This is a genomic window from Bradyrhizobium sp. 197 (genome assembly GCF_023073375.1).
In the GTDB taxonomy this organism is placed as follows: Bacteria; Pseudomonadota; Alphaproteobacteria; order Rhizobiales; family Xanthobacteraceae; genus Bradyrhizobium.
The window spans coordinates 56,585-75,410 of sequence record NZ_JADPJJ010000048.1; the positions used below are offsets into that span (position 1 = coordinate 56,585).

At 62.8% G+C, this 18,826-nt stretch carries 22 protein-coding genes; 17 read left to right on the forward strand and 5 right to left on the reverse strand.

Going from position 1 to position 18,826, the window contains the following annotated elements:
• The first annotated feature begins 44 nt into the window (after positions 1-44).
• From IVB27_RS10795 to IVB27_RS10825, 7 genes are all read left to right on the forward strand, one after another.
• Complete coding sequence (locus tag IVB27_RS10795) at positions 45-770, forward strand: pyridoxamine 5'-phosphate oxidase family protein (protein ID WP_247443481.1); 726 nt, start codon at positions 45-47, stop codon at positions 768-770.
• A 54-nt stretch (positions 771-824) separates the two neighbouring features.
• Entirely contained in the window at positions 825-2,102 is a 1,278-nt protein-coding gene (locus IVB27_RS10800; RefSeq protein WP_247443484.1) for an ArgE/DapE family deacylase, read from the forward strand.
• Positions 2,103-2,366: 264 nt separating this feature from the next.
• Positions 2,367-3,176: a hormone-sensitive lipase gene (locus IVB27_RS10805; protein ID WP_247443486.1), complete on the forward strand. Its 810-nt coding sequence runs from the start codon at positions 2,367-2,369 to the stop codon at positions 3,174-3,176.
• A gap of 33 nt (positions 3,177-3,209) precedes the next feature.
• Positions 3,210-4,049 carry a tryptophan 2,3-dioxygenase gene (kynA, locus tag IVB27_RS10810; protein WP_247346527.1) on the forward strand — a complete coding sequence of 280 codons (840 nt, stop codon included), beginning with the start codon at positions 3,210-3,212 and terminating at the stop codon, positions 4,047-4,049.
• A gap of 8 nt (positions 4,050-4,057) precedes the next feature.
• Positions 4,058-5,260 carry a kynureninase gene (kynU, locus tag IVB27_RS10815; RefSeq protein WP_247443487.1) on the forward strand — a complete coding sequence of 401 codons (1,203 nt, stop codon included), beginning with the start codon at positions 4,058-4,060 and terminating at the stop codon, positions 5,258-5,260.
• A 145-nt stretch (positions 5,261-5,405) separates the two neighbouring features.
• On the forward strand, positions 5,406-5,807 hold the full coding sequence (locus IVB27_RS10820; RefSeq protein ID WP_247346541.1) for a PaaI family thioesterase: 402 nt from the start codon (positions 5,406-5,408) through the stop codon (positions 5,805-5,807).
• A gap of 150 nt (positions 5,808-5,957) precedes the next feature.
• On the forward strand, positions 5,958-6,587 hold the full coding sequence (locus IVB27_RS10825; protein WP_247443489.1) for a GNAT family N-acetyltransferase: 630 nt from the start codon (positions 5,958-5,960) through the stop codon (positions 6,585-6,587).
• An 80-nt stretch (positions 6,588-6,667) separates the two neighbouring features.
• Here IVB27_RS10825 and IVB27_RS10830 read toward each other — a convergent pair whose 3' ends face one another.
• The 4 genes from IVB27_RS10830 to IVB27_RS10845 form a co-directional block, all read right to left on the reverse strand.
• Positions 6,668-6,973, reverse strand: coding sequence for a hypothetical protein (locus IVB27_RS10830; RefSeq protein WP_247346545.1), 306 nt, complete (start codon positions 6,971-6,973; stop codon positions 6,668-6,670).
• 95 nt (positions 6,974-7,068) lie between these two features.
• Positions 7,069-7,755: a DUF2161 domain-containing phosphodiesterase gene (locus IVB27_RS10835; protein ID WP_247346547.1), complete on the reverse strand. Its 687-nt coding sequence runs from the start codon at positions 7,753-7,755 to the stop codon at positions 7,069-7,071.
• A 97-nt stretch (positions 7,756-7,852) separates the two neighbouring features.
• Positions 7,853-8,533, reverse strand: coding sequence for an SDR family oxidoreductase (locus tag IVB27_RS10840; protein WP_247443490.1), 681 nt, complete (start codon positions 8,531-8,533; stop codon positions 7,853-7,855).
• A gap of 39 nt (positions 8,534-8,572) precedes the next feature.
• On the reverse strand, positions 8,573-9,346 hold the full coding sequence (locus IVB27_RS10845; protein ID WP_247443491.1) for a tyrosine-protein phosphatase: 774 nt from the start codon (positions 9,344-9,346) through the stop codon (positions 8,573-8,575).
• Between the two features lie 70 nt (positions 9,347-9,416).
• On the opposite strand from IVB27_RS10845, the gene IVB27_RS10850 reads away from it, so the two are divergent.
• Entirely contained in the window at positions 9,417-9,728 is a 312-nt protein-coding gene (locus IVB27_RS10850) for an MliC family protein (RefSeq protein ID WP_247443492.1), read from the forward strand.
• Between the two features lie 114 nt (positions 9,729-9,842).
• On the opposite strand, the gene IVB27_RS10855 is transcribed toward IVB27_RS10850, so the two are convergent.
• Positions 9,843-10,043 carry a DUF2735 domain-containing protein gene (locus tag IVB27_RS10855; RefSeq protein WP_247346789.1) on the reverse strand — a complete coding sequence of 67 codons (201 nt, stop codon included), beginning with the start codon at positions 10,041-10,043 and terminating at the stop codon, positions 9,843-9,845.
• 34 nt (positions 10,044-10,077) lie between these two features.
• Between IVB27_RS10855 and IVB27_RS10860 the strand changes: the two genes are divergently transcribed.
• The 9 genes from IVB27_RS10860 (at position 10,078) to IVB27_RS10900 (ending at position 18,564) form a co-directional block, all read left to right on the forward strand.
• Complete coding sequence (locus IVB27_RS10860) at positions 10,078-10,488, forward strand: hypothetical protein (RefSeq protein WP_247443493.1); 411 nt, start codon at positions 10,078-10,080, stop codon at positions 10,486-10,488.
• Positions 10,489-10,580: 92 nt separating this feature from the next.
• Positions 10,581-11,615 carry a glutamine synthetase beta-grasp domain-containing protein gene (locus IVB27_RS10865; protein WP_247443494.1) on the forward strand — a complete coding sequence of 345 codons (1,035 nt, stop codon included), beginning with the start codon at positions 10,581-10,583 and terminating at the stop codon, positions 11,613-11,615.
• A 195-nt stretch (positions 11,616-11,810) separates the two neighbouring features.
• The gene (locus IVB27_RS10870) at positions 11,811-12,512 is read left to right on the forward strand and encodes a GrlR family regulatory protein (protein ID WP_247443495.1); all 702 of its coding nucleotides are present in this window, start codon (positions 11,811-11,813) and stop codon (positions 12,510-12,512) included.
• 18 nt (positions 12,513-12,530) lie between these two features.
• Positions 12,531-13,214, forward strand: coding sequence for a substrate-binding domain-containing protein (locus IVB27_RS10875; protein WP_247443496.1), 684 nt, complete (start codon positions 12,531-12,533; stop codon positions 13,212-13,214).
• A gap of 32 nt (positions 13,215-13,246) precedes the next feature.
• Positions 13,247-14,068 carry a tetratricopeptide repeat protein gene (locus IVB27_RS10880; protein WP_247443501.1) on the forward strand — a complete coding sequence of 274 codons (822 nt, stop codon included), beginning with the start codon at positions 13,247-13,249 and terminating at the stop codon, positions 14,066-14,068.
• Positions 14,069-14,170: 102 nt separating this feature from the next.
• Positions 14,171-14,320, forward strand: a complete 150-nt coding sequence (locus IVB27_RS10885; RefSeq protein WP_007591825.1) for a hypothetical protein — start codon at positions 14,171-14,173, stop codon at positions 14,318-14,320.
• Between the two features lie 290 nt (positions 14,321-14,610).
• Positions 14,611-15,318, forward strand: a complete 708-nt coding sequence (locus tag IVB27_RS10890; protein ID WP_247443503.1) for a hypothetical protein — start codon at positions 14,611-14,613, stop codon at positions 15,316-15,318.
• 360 nt (positions 15,319-15,678) lie between these two features.
• Complete coding sequence (locus IVB27_RS10895) at positions 15,679-17,103, forward strand: DUF1254 domain-containing protein (protein ID WP_247443504.1); 1,425 nt, start codon at positions 15,679-15,681, stop codon at positions 17,101-17,103.
• Between the two features lie 51 nt (positions 17,104-17,154).
• Positions 17,155-18,564 (forward strand): DUF1254 domain-containing protein, encoded by a 1,410-nt coding sequence (locus IVB27_RS10900; protein ID WP_247443505.1) that lies wholly within the window; start codon positions 17,155-17,157, stop codon positions 18,562-18,564.
• Positions 18,565-18,826: the final 262 nt, after the last annotated feature.

An 18,826-nucleotide genomic window follows, 5' to 3' on the forward strand; every position in this document is an offset into this window, starting at 1 on the left:
GGCTACAACTGCTCGGGAATTGTACCAGTCCGACAGGAGCGGCCGTGAGCCAGACCGAGAGCCAAAATTCCTATCCGACGTCCGCGCGCAACCAGGTGAAGCGCCGTCACGACCGCGGCTTCTACGATCACGATACCGTTCATCGCATCCTGGATTCCTCGATGCTCTGCCATGTCTCTTACGCGATCGACGGCCAACCCTATTGCACACCCACTTTCTTCTGGCGCGAACGGACCAAGCTGTACTGGCACGGATCGAGCGCCAGCCGCATGCTGCGCAACCAGACCAAGGGCGAACGCGTGTGCCTGACGGTCGCCCATCTCGACAGCCTAGTGCTGGCACGCTGCGGGTTCAATCACTCGGCCGACTACCGTGCGGTGATGGCGTTCGGCACCGCCTATCTCGTCACCGATCCAGAGGAGAAAGAGCGCGCGGTGATCGCCATGGTCGACCGCTTCTTCCCGGATCGCACCGCAAGCCTACGGGCGACCAATACGCAGGAGATCAAGGCGACCTCCTTCATCGCGATGGAGATCGAGGAAGCCTCCGCGAAAGTCCGTGCCAAGGGTGTCGCCGACGATGACGAGGACTACGAATTGCCGATCTATGCCGAGCGCATTCCGGTGCGCACCGTGCTCGGCGCGCCGGAACCTTGCCCGCGGCTGCTCGAGGGCGTGAGCCGGCCGGCGACACTGAATGGCTATTCCGAGGGCCGGCTGCTCGAAGATGCATTGCGGGATGCCTATTTTGCAGAGTACCCGAACGGCTGAAATCGGCTAGCTTGCGCTCCATCGATGATCTGAATGCCCAATTGGAGTTGCCTGATGAATGCCGAAACGCAGCAGAGGATTCTTGGCGCCGTCGACGCCGGCTTCGAAGCCCAGCTTGCGATCACAAGCGATTTCGTCGCGATCCCCTCGACCCGCGGGGCGGAGGGACCGTGCCAGGACATGATCGGCGACCTTCTGCGCGAGCGCGGCTACGAGGTCGACGACTGGCACATCAATGTCGACGACCTCAAGGATCTGCGCGGCTTCGGGCCCATCGAGCATGACTTCTCGAAGGCGCGCTCGGTGGTCGGGACCTATCGTCCGCAAACGAATGGCGGCAAATCGCTGATCCTGCAGGGCCACTGCGACGTCGTGCCCGCGGGGCCGCTGGAACTGTGGGACACCCCGCCATTCTCGCCCGTCATCAAGGACGGCAAGATGTTCGGCCGCGGTGCCTGCGACATGAAGTCGGGCACCATCGCAGCCCTGTCAGCGCTCGATGCGATCAAGGTCGCGGGCCTCAAGCCGACGGCGCGGATTCATTTCCAGTCCGTGATCGAGGAGGAGAGCACCGGCGTCGGTGCGCTCTCGACGCTTCAGCGCGGCTATCGTGCGGACGCCTGCTTCATCCCTGAGCCGACCGGCGGCAAGATGGTGCGCTCGCAGGTCGGCGTGATCTGGTTTCGTCTGCGCGTGAAGGGCCATCCGACCCACGTTGCCTTCGCCGGCTCCGGCGCGAACGCAATCATGGCTGCCTATCATTTGATCCAGTCGCTGCAAAAGCTTGAGGTCGAGTGGAACGAGCGTGCGAAAGCCGATCGGCACTTCAAGACGCTGAACCATCCCATCAACTTCAACCCCGGCATCATCAAGGGCGGCGACTGGGCTTCCAGCGTGCCGGCCTGGTGCGACGTCGATTGCCGCATTGCAGTGTTGCCAGGCTGGTCGATCGCCGATCACCAGAAGGAGATCATGGCCTGCGTTGCGGCTGCCGCGCGCAACCACCGCTTTCTCGCCAACAATCCGCCGGAGATCGAATGGTCGGGCTTCTTGTCGGAGGGGTATGAACTGACTGACGCCGCCGCGCCCGAGGCGGCGTTCGGCAAGGCCTTCAACACCGTCTATGGCGGCGAGGTCGAAGACCTCGTCTTCACCGCGCTCACCGACACCCGCTTCTATGGCCTCAATCACGGTATCCCAAGCCTCTGCTTCGGCGCGAGCGGCGGCGAGATGCACGGCTTCAATGAATTCGTCGATCTGGACTCGCTAAGGAAGACGACCAAGGCGATGGCGCTGTTCATCGCGGATTGGTGCGGGGTCGAGAAGGGGTAGGTCTCGTGTCCCGGCTCTGCGGCGTAGCGCGAAGCTGTGCGCCGCAGAGCCGGGACCCACGTCACCGCACACGTTGGACCCCGGTTCAGCAGCGCACCGCTTCGCGCTGCGCTGCGCCCGGGGAACGAACCAGACAAAGCTTCGCCTGCCCAATCCACCGGCGCCCCAAATCCTTTAAGCTTAAACTAAAGACTAGGATGCCGCCCGCGCCGGTGGCAGACTGGCGTCAGGTCCACAAGGCCTGAGTCCGTCGAGGAAGCAGCGATGCGCGATTGGGATGATGCTTACGCCAATTCAGCCCATATCCCGGGCTCGGACAAGATGCCGGCGCAATGGACAGAGCGGGCGGCGGCTTATCGCGCCGGGCTGAAAGATTTTCACGCTGACATCGCCTATGGTCCGGCTGAGCGCCAACGCCTCGACCTGATCCTGCCCGACGGCGACAGCAAGGGCCTCGTCGTGTTCGTCCACGGCGGCTACTGGATGCGCTTCGACAAATCGACATGGACTGATCTCGCCGAAGGCGCGCGCCATCACGGCTGGACGGTGGCATTGCCGAGCTACACGCTGGCGCCATCCGCGCGCATCTCAGACATCACCGCCGAGATCACCGCCGCCATCTCCAAGGCGGCTTCGCTCGTCGCAGGCCCGATCCGGCTCGCCGGCCACTCCGCCGGCGGGCATCTCGTCACGCGCATGCTGTGCAATGATAGCCGGCTCGAGCCCGCCGTCTTCAACCGCATCGTCGGCACGCTCTCGATCAGCGGGCTGCATGATCTGCGTCCGCTGCTCAAGACCAGAATGAACGAAACGCTTGGCATGACGATGGAGGAGGCGACGCTGGAAAGCGCGGCGCTGCATCTGCCGCGCGGGCATTCGCCCGTGACCGCCTGGGTCGGCGGCAACGAGCGCCCCGAATTCATTCGCCAGTCCGATCTGATGGCCAATGTCTGGACTGGATTCGACGTGTCGACGCGTCTCGTTGTCGATCCCGGGCTGAACCATTTCACCGTGATCGACGCCCTCAAGGACCCGTCATCGCCAATCACCGCACGCCTGATCGGCCTCGACTGACGAGGCCTGGAAGATCGATCGAAAGGGCCTGTCATGACGTCCAGCGACTACGATCCCGCAAGCGACGGCGCCGAAACCGATTTTGCCCGGCGCATGTCTTACGGCAATTATCTGGCGCTGGATGCGATTCTCGGCGCGCAGCATCCGCTCTCGGAAGCGCATGACGAGATGCTGTTCATCATCCAGCATCAGACCACCGAACTCTGGATGCGGCTCGCAATCCACGAGCTCAGCGCCGCACGCCGCGCGATCGGAAAGGACGAGGTCGCTCCCGCGATGAAGATGCTGGCACGGATGTCGCGCATCTTTGAACAGCTCAACAATGCCTGGGACGTGCTGCGCACCATGACGCCCAGCGAGTACACGCGCTTCCGCTCGCAGCTTGGCCAGTCCTCAGGCTTCCAGTCGCGGCAATACCGGCTGATCGAATTCCTGCTTGGCAACCGCAACCACGCCATGCTCAAGCCGCACGCGCACGATGTGGAAACCACGCAGCTGCTCGAAGCCGAGCTGGCGACGCCAAGCCTCTATGACGAGGTGCTGCGGCTCGCCGACCGCAACGGGCTCAAGATGCCTGCGGCCGTGCTGGCGCGCGATGTTCGCGAGACCCATAGCTTCAACGAGGGCGTGCTGCAGGCTTGGCGTATCGTCTACGAGGCGCCGGAAACGCATTGGATGCTCTACGAGGTCGCCGAAAAGCTGGTCGATTTCGAGGATTATTTCCGGCGCTGGCGTTTCAACCATGTGACGACGGTCGAGCGCGTCATCGGCTTCAAGCGCGGCACCGGCGGCACCGGCGGCGTCAGCTATCTCAAGCGCATGCTGGAGGTGGAGCTGTTCCCTGAACTCTGGCGCGTGCGCACGATCCTGTAGAGATTTTCATGACCAAGCTTCGCGTCTACGACGACACCAAAGCGCTGTTCCATTTGCCCGATGGTGTAATCTATCTCGACGGTAATTCGCTCGGCGCGTTGCCGCTTGGCGTGGCCGAGCGTGTCAGCCGCGTCATCACCGCCGAGTGGGGTGACCAGTTGATCCGCGCCTGGAACAGCGCGGGCTGGTATGCCCAGCCGCGCCATGTCGGCGATCGCATCGCACGACTGATCGGTGCGGAAGCCGGCTCAGTGATGGTGGGCGATACTCTGTCGCTGAAAGTCTATCAAGCGCTCGCGGCCGCGCTCGACATGAACGCGTCGCGCAAGGTCGTCCTGTCAGACGCCGGCAATTTCCCGACCGACCTCTACATGGCCGAAGGCCTGATCGCGACGCTCGGCCGTGGCCATCAATTGCGCCTGGTGGCGCCGGAGGAGATCGAGGCTTCGTTGTCGGAGGAGATCGCGGTGCTCTACATCACCGAGGTCGATTACCGCACCGGACGACGCCACGACATCTCGAAGCTGACCGCAAGAGCGCATGCGCTCGGCATTGTCACGGTCTGGGACCTCGCGCATTCGGCCGGCGCACTGCCGGTTGACCTTGCCGGCACCGGCGCTGATTTCGCCGCCGGGTGCACCTACAAATACATCAACGCCGGCCCCGGCGCGCCGGCCTTCCTCTACGTCGCGCCGCGCCACGCCGACAGCGTGCGCGCCGCGCTGTCGGGGTGGATGGGCCACGCAAAGCCGTTCGCGTTCGAATTGGCCTATGCGGCTGCGGGCGGCGTCGAGCGCATGCGCATCGGGACACCTCCAGTGCTGGCGATGGCGGCGCTGGAGGCCTCGCTCGATATCTGGGACAGGGTCGATATCGCGGAGGTCCGGGCCCGCTCGCTGGCGCTCGGCGATCTCCTCATCAGCGAAGTCGAGCGCCGCTGCCCGCAGCTGACGCTCGTTACCCCGCGCGCCCATGAGCGCCGCGGCTCGCAAGTCTCGTTCGCCTTCGAGGGCGGCTATGCCGCGATGCAGGCCCTCATCGCCCGCGGCGTCATCGGCGATTTCCGCGCGCCTGACATCATGAGGTTCGGCATCACGCCGCTGTATATCGGCGAGGCCGAGGTCATGAAGGCAGCCGAGATCATCGAGGAGGTGATCGCAGGCCAAGTGTGGCGGCGGCCGGAGTATCAGGTCGTGAATGCGGTGACTTGAGAAGGGGCTGCCGTGAAGTGGCGCATGGCGGCACCATAAGCGCAAACGCTTCGTCCAATGTCACGGCGGCTATTACCTCGGACGTCATTGCTTTGCCGCGCGAAGCAATTCACGCTGAGGCAACAATGAATTGGGAGGAGATCCGATGACGCCGCTCGAGAAACTTAAAGCGATGAAGATGCCGTTCGCCGAGCTTAAGGGCGTCGAGTTCGTCGAGGCCGGGAAAGATCGCGTGGTGGCGCGGATGATGGTCAGGCCGGATCTCTGCACCCTCCACCACACCATCCACGGCGGCGCAGTGATGGCGCTGGCCGATTCCGTTGGCGCTGCGGCGACCGTGATCAACCTGCCGGAGGACGCCAAGGGTACGACCACGCTCGAGAGCAAGACCAATTTCATCGGCGGGGCCAAGGAGGGAACCACGGTCGTCGCGACCGCTACCCCGATCCACCGGGGCCGGCGGACCCAGGTCTGGACCACCCGGCTGGAGACCGAGGACGGCAAGCTGGTCGCGGTGGTGACCCAGACCCAGCTGGTCCTCGTATGAATACGGCGGGTTGATTTTGTTAACGAATTAGTCGTTTCCGATGCCCGAAACTTGGGCAGGTTCTCGTCTTGAAAAATTTGTTGCGATGCACAATATTGGAGGTCTAGGGATTCGAACGCCTCCTCGAGGGACACCAAGAGGAGTTTAGACTTGTCACTCGAAGCAGATTTCGCACTTGAAGAAACTAACCGCACGAAGTCCGTTCAGGGCTATGTGCGGACCTTGAGCCAACAGGAAGAATTGCCGCTTTTGCGCGATCACCTGCTGAGGCTCGATGCCGGAAGCCGGCACGACCGTTTCAACGGTTTTCTCGACGACAGTTTTATCGAGCGTTATGCCGCCCGCTGTGCCGAGGACGGCACTGTGATCGTCGCCTACATCGTCGACGGCGTGGTCCGCGGTGCAGCCGAGCTGCATCCGCCTGAGGACGATTCACTGCCCGAGGTCGCCTTCAGCGTGGAGGCCTCAGCGCGGCGCCAGAACGTCGGCACCGTGCTGTTCAGCCGCCTGATCGCGGAAGCGCGCTGGAAAGGCTACAAGCGCCTGCGCATCACCACGGGCGCCGAGAATCACGCGATGCGGGCGCTTGCCAGGAAGTTCGGGGCGGATCTGCAATTCCGCTATGGCGAATCGACCGGGACGATCGATCTCGCCAGGGCACCTGAGGACGAACTCGCCGATCTCGCCGCCTCGCCATTCACGGCCGGCCGCGCTCTGCTCAGCTTCAACTCGACCTGCTGGAAGATCATCTCCAGCATCTATGGCAATCGCGCCGCCTGACCTGAAACAGCCGACTGGAATCAAAAAAGCGGACCGGCAAAACTGGTCCGCTTTCGTATTGGAAACAGAGAACTGAGCGCTCAGGTGCCGGTGCGCTTGTCGTTGCCGAAGCGGCGCACGACGCGGCGTTCGACCACCACCGAGCGCTGGGCGCCCTGTTCGCCGGCGATCACGCGGGTCGAGGTGATGCGGCTGTTGGTGCGAACCTGCTTCTTGACCTCGGCCTGGACGACATCGAGCGGCATGCCCATCAGGGCTGCGGCGATCTCGGCCTGCTGCTCCTGATCGTCAGTGATGCCGACGGCGGCGAAGATCGCCTCGTCCAGGGTCGGCGGATCGTGGCGCACGCGCCGCGTGCCATATTTGGTATTCCAGTCTGTGTTCATAACGGCCTCGTTTCGATGCCGGGATACCTAGTGCCGTCCATGTTGCATTGCAATATGAATTTCATGTGGCAGCTCAGCTATGCACCGGTTGGGTGTCAGGGCGGTGACGCGACACCCTCAACAACCTCAGCCCGCTGTTGCGGCCAGCGCTTCAGCGCCGCGCGTCCGGCCTCGGTCAGCCCGTAGATTCCCCGCTCCGTGCGTTCGAACCAGCCATACACATTGTTAAGCATGATCTTGCCGGCATCGGGACAGCGTTGGCGCAATTCGACCACGCGCCGCGGGCCGGCCGCAAGCTCCGAGGCGCAGGCGAGAGCCTGCTGCCGATAGGCCGTCATGATCGGCGCGCGGGTGCTGCCGCCCAGCACAGGATCGCCCTGGCGGCGCTGATGCTCTGCGACCAGGCGCGAACGGACCTTCGGCTCGCGGCGCGGAGCTGCCGTCGGCGGCTTCACCAGCACCTCGACCTGGCCGCGGTCGGTCACTCCGAGCATACCGAAGCCGAGACGGCGGCAGAGATTGCGATAGCGCGCGTCAGTCTCGCGTCCCTTGCCGCGCGCTGACATCTTTGCGGCGATCCAGACCTCGTCGCCGGCGGGTGCGCGGTCGACCGCCTGAAGAATCAGCTCGAGATTGAAGGCGAGCTTGAGCTCGCCGATCACTACGACAGGCGGATCGCCGGCGCTGAGGCCCACGAGATCGCAGCCGACGATCTCGCCCTTGACCGTGAAGCCCAGCTCTTCGAGGAAGCGTTTGACAGGCAGATAGAGCGTGGTTTCCACGGCACGTCCGATCGGAGAATCAGTTGCGGGCAGTGTAGAGCTTTCCTGGTCCCGATTGAATCGGAGCAGGGGCAGAGACAATCAAGCCGGTATGCGACTAAACCCGCCCGCCCACCGGGATCAGCGCGCCGGTGACGCCGCTTGCGGCATCGCCGGCGAGGAACAGGATGACCTCCGCGAGCTCCTGGGGCGTCACCCACTTGGCGAAGTCCGCTTTCGGCATGTCGGCGCGGTTGGCCTTAGTGTCGATGATCGAAGGGAGCACTGCGTTCACCGTGACCTTGCCTTTCCACTCGCTCGCAAGCGCCTCGGTGAGGCGATGGACGCCGGCTTTCGACGCCGCATAGGGGCCCATGCCCGAGCCGGCCTGAAGCGCGCCCATGGCGCCGATATTGACGATGCGACCGGCATTGGAGGCGGCCAGATGCGGCAGCGCCGCGTGCGAGGCGTTGAGCGCCGTCAGCACGTTGAGCGCATGCATGCGCTGCCATGTCTTGATGTCGCCGTCGCCGATGGTCTCGAACGCGAATCCGCCGGCGATGTTGATCAACCCATCGAGCTTGCCGAAGTGCTTCGCGGCCGCATCGACCGCCGTCTTCGCCTGCGCCGCGTCGGACAGATCGACGCCGCCGATCTCGATGCGTTCAGGCGTCGCGGAGATTTGCGATGGCGCATGGTCGATGCCGGCGACGCGCGCGCCGCGCGACTGCGCGGCCTCGGCGACGACTTTTCCAAGTGCGCCGAGTGCTCCGGTCACGATCAGAACCTTGCCTTGCATCGTCGTTCTCCCGGCGCGGCCGATTGAGATTTACGGCGCTTACGATTGCAGATAACGCGCCTTCAGCGCGGTCCGCTCCGGCGTGCCGAGCTTGAGGCCGTCGCGCAAGTAGGTTTCGAGATCGCCATATTCCTTGCCGATGGCTTCGAAAGCCGCGGCAAGATACGAGGCATCGACGTTACCGATGGCGTTGCGGACGTCCTCGGGCAGATCGGTGGCGGCCGTCGCATCGCGCTTGTAGTGCTGGTTGGTCAGCAGGTAGTCCTCGGCAATGACCTCGTCGGCGACGCCGAGCGCATGCAGGATGAGCGCGCTGGCAAAGCCGGTGCGATCCTTGCCGGCGGTGCAGTGAATGATGAGCGGGGCGCGGTCCTCCAGGAGATGACCGAACAGGTTGCGGAAACTGGCCGTGTTGTGGCGGACATAATTGCGATAGGATTCGCGCATGAGTTCGAGCGCGACCGGCGCGGTCAGCGAGCCCCGGGCGAGCTCGGCGCGCAATGCGGCCACGACCGTCGGTTCGATCGGCAGTGAATGCACGGCGATCTCGTTCACCACACAGACGTCCGCCGTCCGCTCCTCGACACCACGAAAGTCGAACGCGCTGCGCACGCCGAGCGCACGGACGATCTCGATATCCGCGACGGTGAGCTGGCCGAGATGGTTGGAGCGGAAGATGTGCCGCCAGCGCGTGGTACGGCCATCTGCGGTCGGATAGCCGCCGAGGTCGCGAAAATTGCTGGCGCCTTGCAGGGCGAGGTGGCGAGCGGGAGCAACTTGTAAAGAGGAGTCTTGTAAAGAGGAGTCTTGCATGAGATCAGCTTGGGTTATGGTTCCATGGACGCGCGACGGGCGTCCTTGAGATCTATTACAGGGGGCGATCATGGGCCGGCACAAGGCCATTCTTTTGGCGGTCGCCATGCTGGCGGGCGGAATTATCGGTGCACGGCAGGCCGATGCGCAGACGTTCCGGAGCTATCGCTGCGCCGATGGTACGCAGTTCATCGTTGGGTTTTATGACGAGGACAAGCGCGCCTTCCTCCAGATCGACGGCGAGCCGGTCACGCTCGCCAAGCGGCTGACGGTTTCCGGCGCGCGCTATTCGGGGGCGGGGATCACGCTTGTGATCGGCAAGACCGGGAGCACCACCGTCAGGCATCTGAAGCGGCCGGTCACGGCTTGTGCGGGGATCTGAACGGCGGCAATCCCGCAGGAATCAAAAAGGGCCAAAACATCGTTGTTTCGACCCTTTTTCAAACTGCCGCCGGTCGCCCAAGAGAGCGCGGCGATAACAAACCGACCACAGGCATTAGCGATCCCATTTCGGCTTGGCTTCGTCGATCGCGTCCTGATGATACCAGCTGCCGCTGCAGATCGTCTCGTTCACGGGGAGAGAGACGTGATCGGCAAGGCCGGTTTCACCGTAGCGGCGTCCTGCGAGCGCCGCGCGGCCCCCGACAGGGAATTGGTAGATCGTTGCAGATCCGTGACTCAGACCATTGTTCATCATTTCGATTTCTCCTCCGGCCCAGGCGATCGCCTCCATGGTGCGCCCGACTCGTTCGATTGTGGTTACTGGATTCCCCATATCGGCCGCGCATCCTCAAATGCAAAGTGCTGAAAAGGAAATCAGTTGCAGCCCATTTTGTAGGCAAGAAGCCTTCTGCATCCCCCAAGGCACCATGGCCGTGACCAACGCGTTGGCCATTCCAAAGGTTGCGGGCCGGGGCCAGCGCCTTTGCGAAAATTGCTGGACGCTGATGCGCGTTTCATCGGCAACCTCCGGCACGCGTTCGCCTGCTCCAGAATCAGGCGTTTTCAGCGGGATTTTTGCGGTGCAGCTTCACGCAAAGGTGCGCCGCTATGACGCACGCCGCGGTGGTCGATCTGCCTCGAGCGAGGGCAGGCCGGTAGCGGTGGAAAACCTCCCGCACTGCGGCCTTTTGGCACGTTAAATGCTTGTGAAGGGTCGGCCGATGGTGGCCGGGTAAACAATCGTGCGGGGGCCTACGGCCCCCACCTTTCGCATCATCTACAGAGAGGCTCAATGACCAAGTACAAGCTCGAGTACATCTGGCTCGACGGATATTCGCCGACTCCGAACTTGCGCGGCAAAACTCAGATCAAGGAATTTTCGTCGTTCCCCACGCTCGAGCAGCTTCCGCTCTGGGGCTTCGATGGCTCCTCCACCCAGCAGGCCGAGGGCCACAGCTCCGATTGCGTGCTGAAGCCGGTCGCCGTGTATCCCGACGCCGCGCGTGAGAACGGCGCGCTCGTGATGTGCGAAGTCATGATGCCCGATGGCAAGACCCCGCACTCCACCAACAAGCGCGCGACCATTCTCGACGATTCCGGCGCCTGGTTTGGCTTCGAGCAGGAATACTTCTTCTACAAGGACGGCCGTCCGCTCGGCTTCCCGGCCTCGGGCTATCCCGCGCCGCAGGGTCCGTACTACACCGGCGTCGGCTACGCGAACGTCGGCGGCGTCGCGCGCAAGATCGTCGAAGAGCATCTCAACCTCTGCCTCGCGGCAGGCATCAATCACGAAGGCATCAACGCGGAAGTTGCGAAGGGCCAGTGGGAATTCCAGATCTTCGGCAAGGGCTCCAAGAAGGCCGCTGACGAAATGTGGATGGCTCGCTACCTGTTGCTGCGTCTCACCGAGAGCTACGGCATCGACATCGAATTCCACTGCAAGCCGCTCGGCGACACCGACTGGAACGGCTCCGGCATGCACGCCAACTTCTCCACCGAGTATATGCGTACGGTCGGCGGCAAGGAGTACTTCGAGGCGCTGATGGCGGCCTTCGACAAGAACATCATGGACCATATCGCCGTCTACGGCCCGGACAACGACAAGCGTCTGACCGGCAAGCACGAGACCGCGCCGTGGAACAAGTTCAGCTACGGCATTGCCGATCGCGGTGCCTCGATCCGCGTTCCGCACTCCTTCGCCAACAACGGCTACAAGGGCTATCTGGAAGACCGCCGTCCGAACTCGCAAGGCGACCCATACCAGATCGCTTCGCAGATCCTGAAGACGATCGCGTCCGTGCCGGCCGACAAGAAGGCCGCGGCCTAAGATCCTCCCGGCCCGGGCTGGGGGACTGGCCCGGGTTGGACTTTGATCCGCCGGAGTCGAAAGACTCCGGCGGATTTTTGCATTCTGATGACAGCCTTGCGGAGGCCCCTCCGACCTCGATCGCGCGAAACTTGTCCATCGCCGCCGAAAGCGGGATAGAGTGCGTCTGGATGCACGCAGGGCCGGGGACGGCTGGTGTTTGAAGGCTTCTACAAGGTGAGATTTCAGCTCGGCGACGGGGTCGGCCGAAGTGTAATGCATGCCAGCAATGGCAAGATGCTGGGCGGCAATTCGGCGTTCGCCCATATCGGCACCTACGCGAAGACCGAAGGCGGCGTCGAGGTCGTGATCAGCACCGTTCGCCACAACCCCGACCCGAGCTACCGCGCCATGGCGGGGACCGACGACGCGACCTTGCTGGCCAAGGGTTGGGCCGACGGCGATCTCTATCGTTTCAAGGGCGAGATGAAAGAGCTGCCCGGCGTGCCCTTCCAGTCGTTGATGACGCCGATCACCGAAGACGAGGTGCCGATCGCCGGCGGCGTCGGCGAGGCCGGCATCGCCGACGGGCTCTACTCGATGCATCTGCGCATGCTCGACGGCGTCGACGGCGGTCTCACCGGCGTGATGCTGCTCAACAAGGGCCGCATCCTCGGCGGCGATGCCTCGTTCTACTATCTCGGCAGCTACACCGCCGCCAACGGGCGCTGGAAGGGCCAGATCCTCAATCAGGAGCACACGCCGGCCAAGGACGATCCGATCTTCGGCGGCCACGAGGTCGGCATCGGCTTCTCCGGCACCTATGACGCTGAGCAGGCGGTGCTGGAGGCGACGGCGCTCGCCGGCAAGCGCAGCCTGCGCCTGACCGCCGCCCTCAAGCTGATGCACCGCGCCTGATCGCTACAGGAATCGCTCATGGAAAACATTCGCATGCTCTCGACGCTCGGCCTGATGGGCGCGATGCGCAGCCTGTCCTCCGCCTTCGAAGACGCGACAGGCATCCATGTCGATGCCGACTTCGCGCCGACCCTGGCCTTGCTGAAGCGGCTGCGCGACGGCGAGGCCGCCGACCTCGTGATCCTCACCCGTGAGGGGCTCGACGAGATGATCGGCGAGGGCCGCGTGGTCGCCGAAAGCGCGGCCGACCTGGCGCGCTCCTTCGTCGGCATCGCGGTGCGGGCAGGGCAAGTGCATCCCGACATCTCCAGCGAAGCCGCATTGCGCAAGACGCTGCTCGCGGCGCGGTCCGTCGCCTATTCGCGGCTGGGTGCGAGCGGGGTTTATTTCGCGCAATTGATCGTGCGGATGGGGATCGCGGCAGAGATCAACGCCAAGGCTGCTATCGTCGAGCAAGGCTTTACCGCGGAGCGGCTCGCGAGCGGCGAAGCAGACCTCGCCGTGCAGCAGATCAGCGAGCTGAAGCAGGTCGAAGGCATCGAGGTGATCGGCCCGATCCCGCACGACCTGCAAACGCCGGCCGTGTTCTCCGCCGGCCGCATGGCGAGCGCAAAGCAAGCCGACGCAGCGGACCGGCTGCTGCGTTACCTGGCGTCGCCCGAGGTCGTCCCCGTGCTGCGCCAATCGGGACTCGAGCCTTGAACTTGCCGGGGCGGGGACCCAGCATAGTGTCCATGCGGATCTTCCTCGTTGTCATCCTCCTCACGCTTGCGGTGCCGGTGTCGGCGCATGCGCAATCGGCCGATCTCGTCCTGTGCGACCGGGTCGCCGCCGATCCCGGCGATCCCGACAAGCCGACCGATATGAGAGGCGTGACGGAGATTGCAGCTTCCGACGTCGCGACCGCGATCAAGTTCTGCAAGCAGGCCGCGTCGTCATCGTGGCGCGCGATGTTCGCGCTCGGCCGCGCCTATGCGGCCAACCGGCAGACGGCCGAAGCGATGGCTGCCTGGCGCAAGGCCGCCGACAAGGGATCGAGTGCGGCAATGGTCGAGCTCGGTGTGGCCTACGGCACCGGCTCCGGTGTCGCCAGGGATGAAGCGCAGGCGCGCAAATTGTTCGAGAAGGCGGCGCAGGCCGGCAATCCCCGCGGCGTCAGCAATCTCGCCGCGCTCGGCGGCACCGGCGGCGCCGCCCCGGCCGATCCCGCGCAGGCGCGCGCATTGCTCGGCAAGGCGGCCGAGACCAATGCGGAGGCGCAGTACCAGCTCGGTGTGATGCTCTCCGAAGGCACAGGCGGTGCGAAGGACGACGCCGCGGCGCGCGCGCTGTTCGAGAAAGCGGCGGCGCAAAATCATCCCGGCGCGCTGGAGCGGATGGGCGCCTTCGCGCAGGAAGGCCGCGGCGGGCCAAAGGACAAGGACGCCGCGAAATCCTATTACGAGCGCGCCGCAGCGCTCGGCGACGAGGATGCCAAGCAGGCGCTGGAGCGGCTGCGCTGTCCCTATGCGATCAAGGACAAGCAGGGCAAGCTCGTCACCACGCTGTGCTTCTGAGCGTCGCCGGAGGGAAGCGGTCTTTCGGCCGTTGGCAGGCAAGCGTGACGGAACCTGGCTCGTCCGTACACTGTTGATGGCGAGACAGAACGGAGTGCAACTATGATCCGCAAACTGGCATCCGGCGAATACCGCCTCTATTCACGCAAGGTGAATCCCAAGACCGGCAAGCGCCGCAACCTCGGCACATTCAGAAGCAGAGCTGCGGCCGAAAAGCACGAGCGCGAGGTGCAGTATTTCAAGCGTCACTGACGCATGAGGAGGGCCGTCCAGCGCCGGCCGCAACAAAAAAGTCGAAAAACAACCCCATGCACAGTAGCCAAGTCGTTGAAATCACTTGGCTGCTGAAATCACCCTTTTGGGTGAAATCGCTCATTGCGGATTTAGCGAAAGCAACTTGCTCCGTCGGGCAAAACAGGGGCATGATGGCATCATGGCAAGCGTGGCTCCGCGAATGGCCCTGCGCGGAAAAGCCGGATGGCCTTGGTGCGGCGGCGGTGCTAGTTAGCCGCTATTCCCTTTTATTTTACAGGTCAATTGCGTTGCTGGACGGACTTTACAAGGTTGAATACGGCATCCACGATGCGTTCGGCCGCAGCATCATGTGCTTGCATGACGGCAAGATGCTGGGCGGCAATTCGGCGTTCGCGCACCTTGGAACGTATCAGGAGCGCGACAACGGCGAGATCGTAGCCGAAGTGATCACCGAACGGCATAACGACGATCCTCACCACAAGCCGCTGATGGGCGCGGACGTCGCCTCGATCGGCGCACGCGGGCGATTAATCGGCGACCAGATTCGTCTCGCGGGCAGCGCGGACACCATGCCGGGGGGGCATTTCTGGGCCAATCTGACGCGGCTCGACGATGGAGCGCTGCCGCCACGCGGCACGATCGGAGCGGGTGGCATCGCCAACGGGCTCTACGGCATCGGCCTGCGCGCGCTCGACGGTGTCGATGCCGGACTCTCCGGTGTCATGCTGCTGATCGACGGCCGCATCCTGGGCGGAGATGCGTTCTTCTACTATCTCGGCTCCTATTCCTCGGCGGACGGCCGCTGGAAGGGCGAGATGCTCAACCAGGAGCATACGCCGGCGAAAGGCGAAAACCCCGTGTTCGGCGGCTACGAGGTCGGGATCGGCTTCTCCGGGACCTGCACGGCGGACAGCGGCGAGCTCGAAGGCATCGCGCTCGCCGGCAAGCGCAGCCTGCGCCTCGCGGCCTCGCTCAAGCTGATGAGAAGGGCCTAGGACGGTTACTCAAAGATCCGGGATGTCCGCTTGCGGGGATAAAGCGGCCTGACGTGCCACTCACGGCGAGGTTTGCAAGTGGGCCCGTTCGAGACGTGCCGGTCCGATCTGACCTTGTCCGCTTGCCCAGTCAGACCGGAAGTCATCGCCGCAGGGGCGAACCGACGCGATTGACCCAAAGCGGCCTTTTCAGAACGAATTTGCGGGGCAGTATTGGGAAAGTGCTTTTCAGTTCACGTTTTAATCCAGCAACCACAATGCCTTGCGGCAAGTTGCCGTTTTCGCATAGACCGCCAAAGCTATTCCGAGAATGATCATCGCTGCACTATTTTTGCGTGCGCGTCGGTATGGGAGATTCACATGACTATTCGAGCGAGAGCGCTGGCCGCTGCTTTATTGGGATCGATATGTGCATTGTCGCCCAAAGTTGCACAGGCGCAATGGCCGGATATCCGTGAGGCAAAGGCCATCGCCGAGGAAGGTTTCATCTACGGGCTGCCCATCGTCATGAACTACGCGGTGATGGACGAGTATGCGGTGGACAGGAACTCGGGACAATTCAAGGCGCCGTTCAATCAGATCAATAACGAGGCGAGGGTCTTCACCTACAAAGACACGGCCGTCATAACCCCCAATAGCGATACGCCGTATTCGATCTTGTGGACCGATCTGCGTGCCGAACCGATCGTTCTCTCAGTGCCGGCTGTCGAGAAGAGCCGCTATTATTCGGTGATGCTGTGCGACGGCAATACGTTCAATTACGGATATGTCGGTAGCCGCGCAACCGGCAGCGAGGCCGGTGACTATATGGTTGTCGGTCCCGATTGGCAGGGCGCCACGCCGCCCGGCATCAAAAAGGTCTTCCAGTCCTCAACGCAGTTTTCGGCCGTTGCCTACCGCACGCAACTTTTCAATGCTGCAGACATGCCGAACGTTGAGAAGGTCCAGGCCGGCTACAAGGCGCAACCCTTGTCGGCCTATCTCAACCAGCCGGCACCGCCCGCTGCGCCCGCGATCGACTTTCCCAAGGCCAATGCGGAGTTAGTGAAGAAGAACTTCTTCGAGTATCTCGACTTCGCCTTGCAGTTCGCGCCAGCCGGACCAGAGGAAAAGGAAATTCGCGCCAAGCTTGCGCGCATTGGCGTCGGTGCAGGCAAGACCTTCGAATTCAAGAATCTTCCGATCACGCACAAGCTTGAAATCGGGCTGGGGATGAAAGACGGCGAAGAGAAGGTTGAAAAGTATCTGGCCAGCGGACAGAAAGACGTCAATGGATGGAAAATCGGATCATTGTTCGGGGACCGACAGTTCTACCATGGCGATTGGCTGAAGCGTGCTGCCGCAGCCAAGGGCGGCATCTATGGCAACGACGCGGTCGAGGCCGTTTATCCAATGGCGAAGACGCTTGCTGATGGCGAGGTCCTCGACGGCTCGAAGCACCAATACACCCTCACTTTTCCTGCCGGACAATTCCCGCCGGTGGACGCCTTTTGGTCTGTCACCATGTACGACGGCAAGACGCAGTTGCTGATCGAAAACCCGATCAACCGCTACCTGATCAATTCGCCGATGCTGCCGGGCATGAAGATGAACGCCGACGGCTCGTTGACGCTCTACATTCAGAACAAATCACCGGGCGCCGACAAAGAATCCAATTGGTTGCCTGCACCGAACGGGGACATCTACCTCGTCATGCGGCTCTATTGGCCGAAGACCGAAGCACCCTCGATCCTGCCGCCGGGCACAGGCGCATGGCAACCGCCCGACATCAAGAAGGTCTCATAGATTCGTACCTGACATGGCAGTTCGACTCGAACGAAGCGGAGAGGTTTAGACATGAAGAGCATCACACGCAGAGGCTTTGTCGGCGGGATTGCTGTCCTCCCTGCACTCCATTCCTCGGCAGCCCGCGCCCAGGCCGGCATCAGTCCGGCAGAAGCCCGCGCCATTGCGAAGGAGGCTTATATCTACGGCTTCCCGATCGTGGACAATTACCGCATCCAGCATGCATATTGGATGGATAAGACGAACCCGGAATACAAGGGGCCCTTTAACCAGATATGGAACAGCGCGCGTGTCTTTACACCCGCGGACAAGGCGATTCAGACACCCAACTCGGATACGCCTTACTCATTCATCGGCGCGGACCTGCGCTCCGAACCTCTCGTGCTCACGGTGCCGGCGATCGAAAAGGAGCGCTATTTCAGCGTCCAGCTGATCGATTACTACACCTTCAACTTCGACTACATCGGCACACGCGCGACCGGCAACGGAGGCGGCAGCTTCCTGCTCGCTGGGCCCAGCTGGAAAGGCGCAACGCCGAAGGGCATCAAGAAAGTGTTTCGTTGCGAGACGGAATTGGCGATCCCCACCTATCGCACGCAGCTCTTCAACCCTGAGGACATCGACAATGTGAAGAAGGTCCAGGCCGGCTACAAGGTACAGCCGCTATCCGCGTTTCTCGGCCAGCCTGCACCCATCGCCGCCCCGGCCGTTGATTTCATCAAACCGCTGACACCTGCAGAGGAGAAGACCTCACTCCAGTTCTTCAACATCCTGAACTTCGTCCTGCAATTCTGCCCAACGGTCCCATCCGAGAAAGCGCTGATGGCGCGCTTCGCCAGGATCGGCGTCGGCGCGGGCAAGACCTTCGACGCGAGCAAGCTCTCGCCCGAGATGAAGACGGCCATCGAGCAGGGGATGGCCGATGCCTGGGTTGCCTTCGCCGGCCTGAAGAAAGATTTTGAAGAGAGAAAGCTGGCCTCCGGCGACGTCTTCGGCACGCGGCAGTTTCTGAAGAACAACTACCTCTACCGGATGGGTGCCGCCGTGCTCGGCATCTACGGCAATTCGAAGCAGGAGGCGATGTATCCCGCCTATTACGTGGATGCGACGAAGCAGAAGTTGGACGGCACCAGCCGTTACACCATGCGCTTTGCGCCGGGCCAGTTGCCGCCCGTCAATGCGTTCTGGTCGCTGACCATGTATGATGAGCCGCAGAGTCTGCTGGTGGCCAACCCAATCGACCGCTATCTGATCAATTCACCGATGCTGCCGCAGCTCAAGCGCGATGCCGACGGCGGGCTGACGCTGATCATCCAGAACGAAACCCCGGGTAAGGAAAAGGAAGCCAACTGGCTGCCTGCCCCCAGGGGGCCGTTCTCCATGATCATGCGCCTCTATTGGCCGAAAGAAGCAGCGGTGGAAGGCAAGTGGGAACGACCGCCGCTGCAGCGAGCAGGATAAGATTCAATGGAATCATCCCGGTGACCACTTCGCTATTGGTCTATCGCGTCGGTTGGCGCAGTGCAGCGGCAGGTCTGGAGTGGGGAGTCGAGCGAGGTCGTGCGGCGTGGAGCCCAGAGGCGCTTGTGACCCGCAACGGACATCGCGCGCCCTTGCGGCTTCACTAGGGTCTGTTGGGATTCAGGATTCTCATCGGGGCTTGGTTGTGATTCAAGCTTGGGATGGACCGATTCGTTTTGACTGACGCCCAATGGGCGAAGAT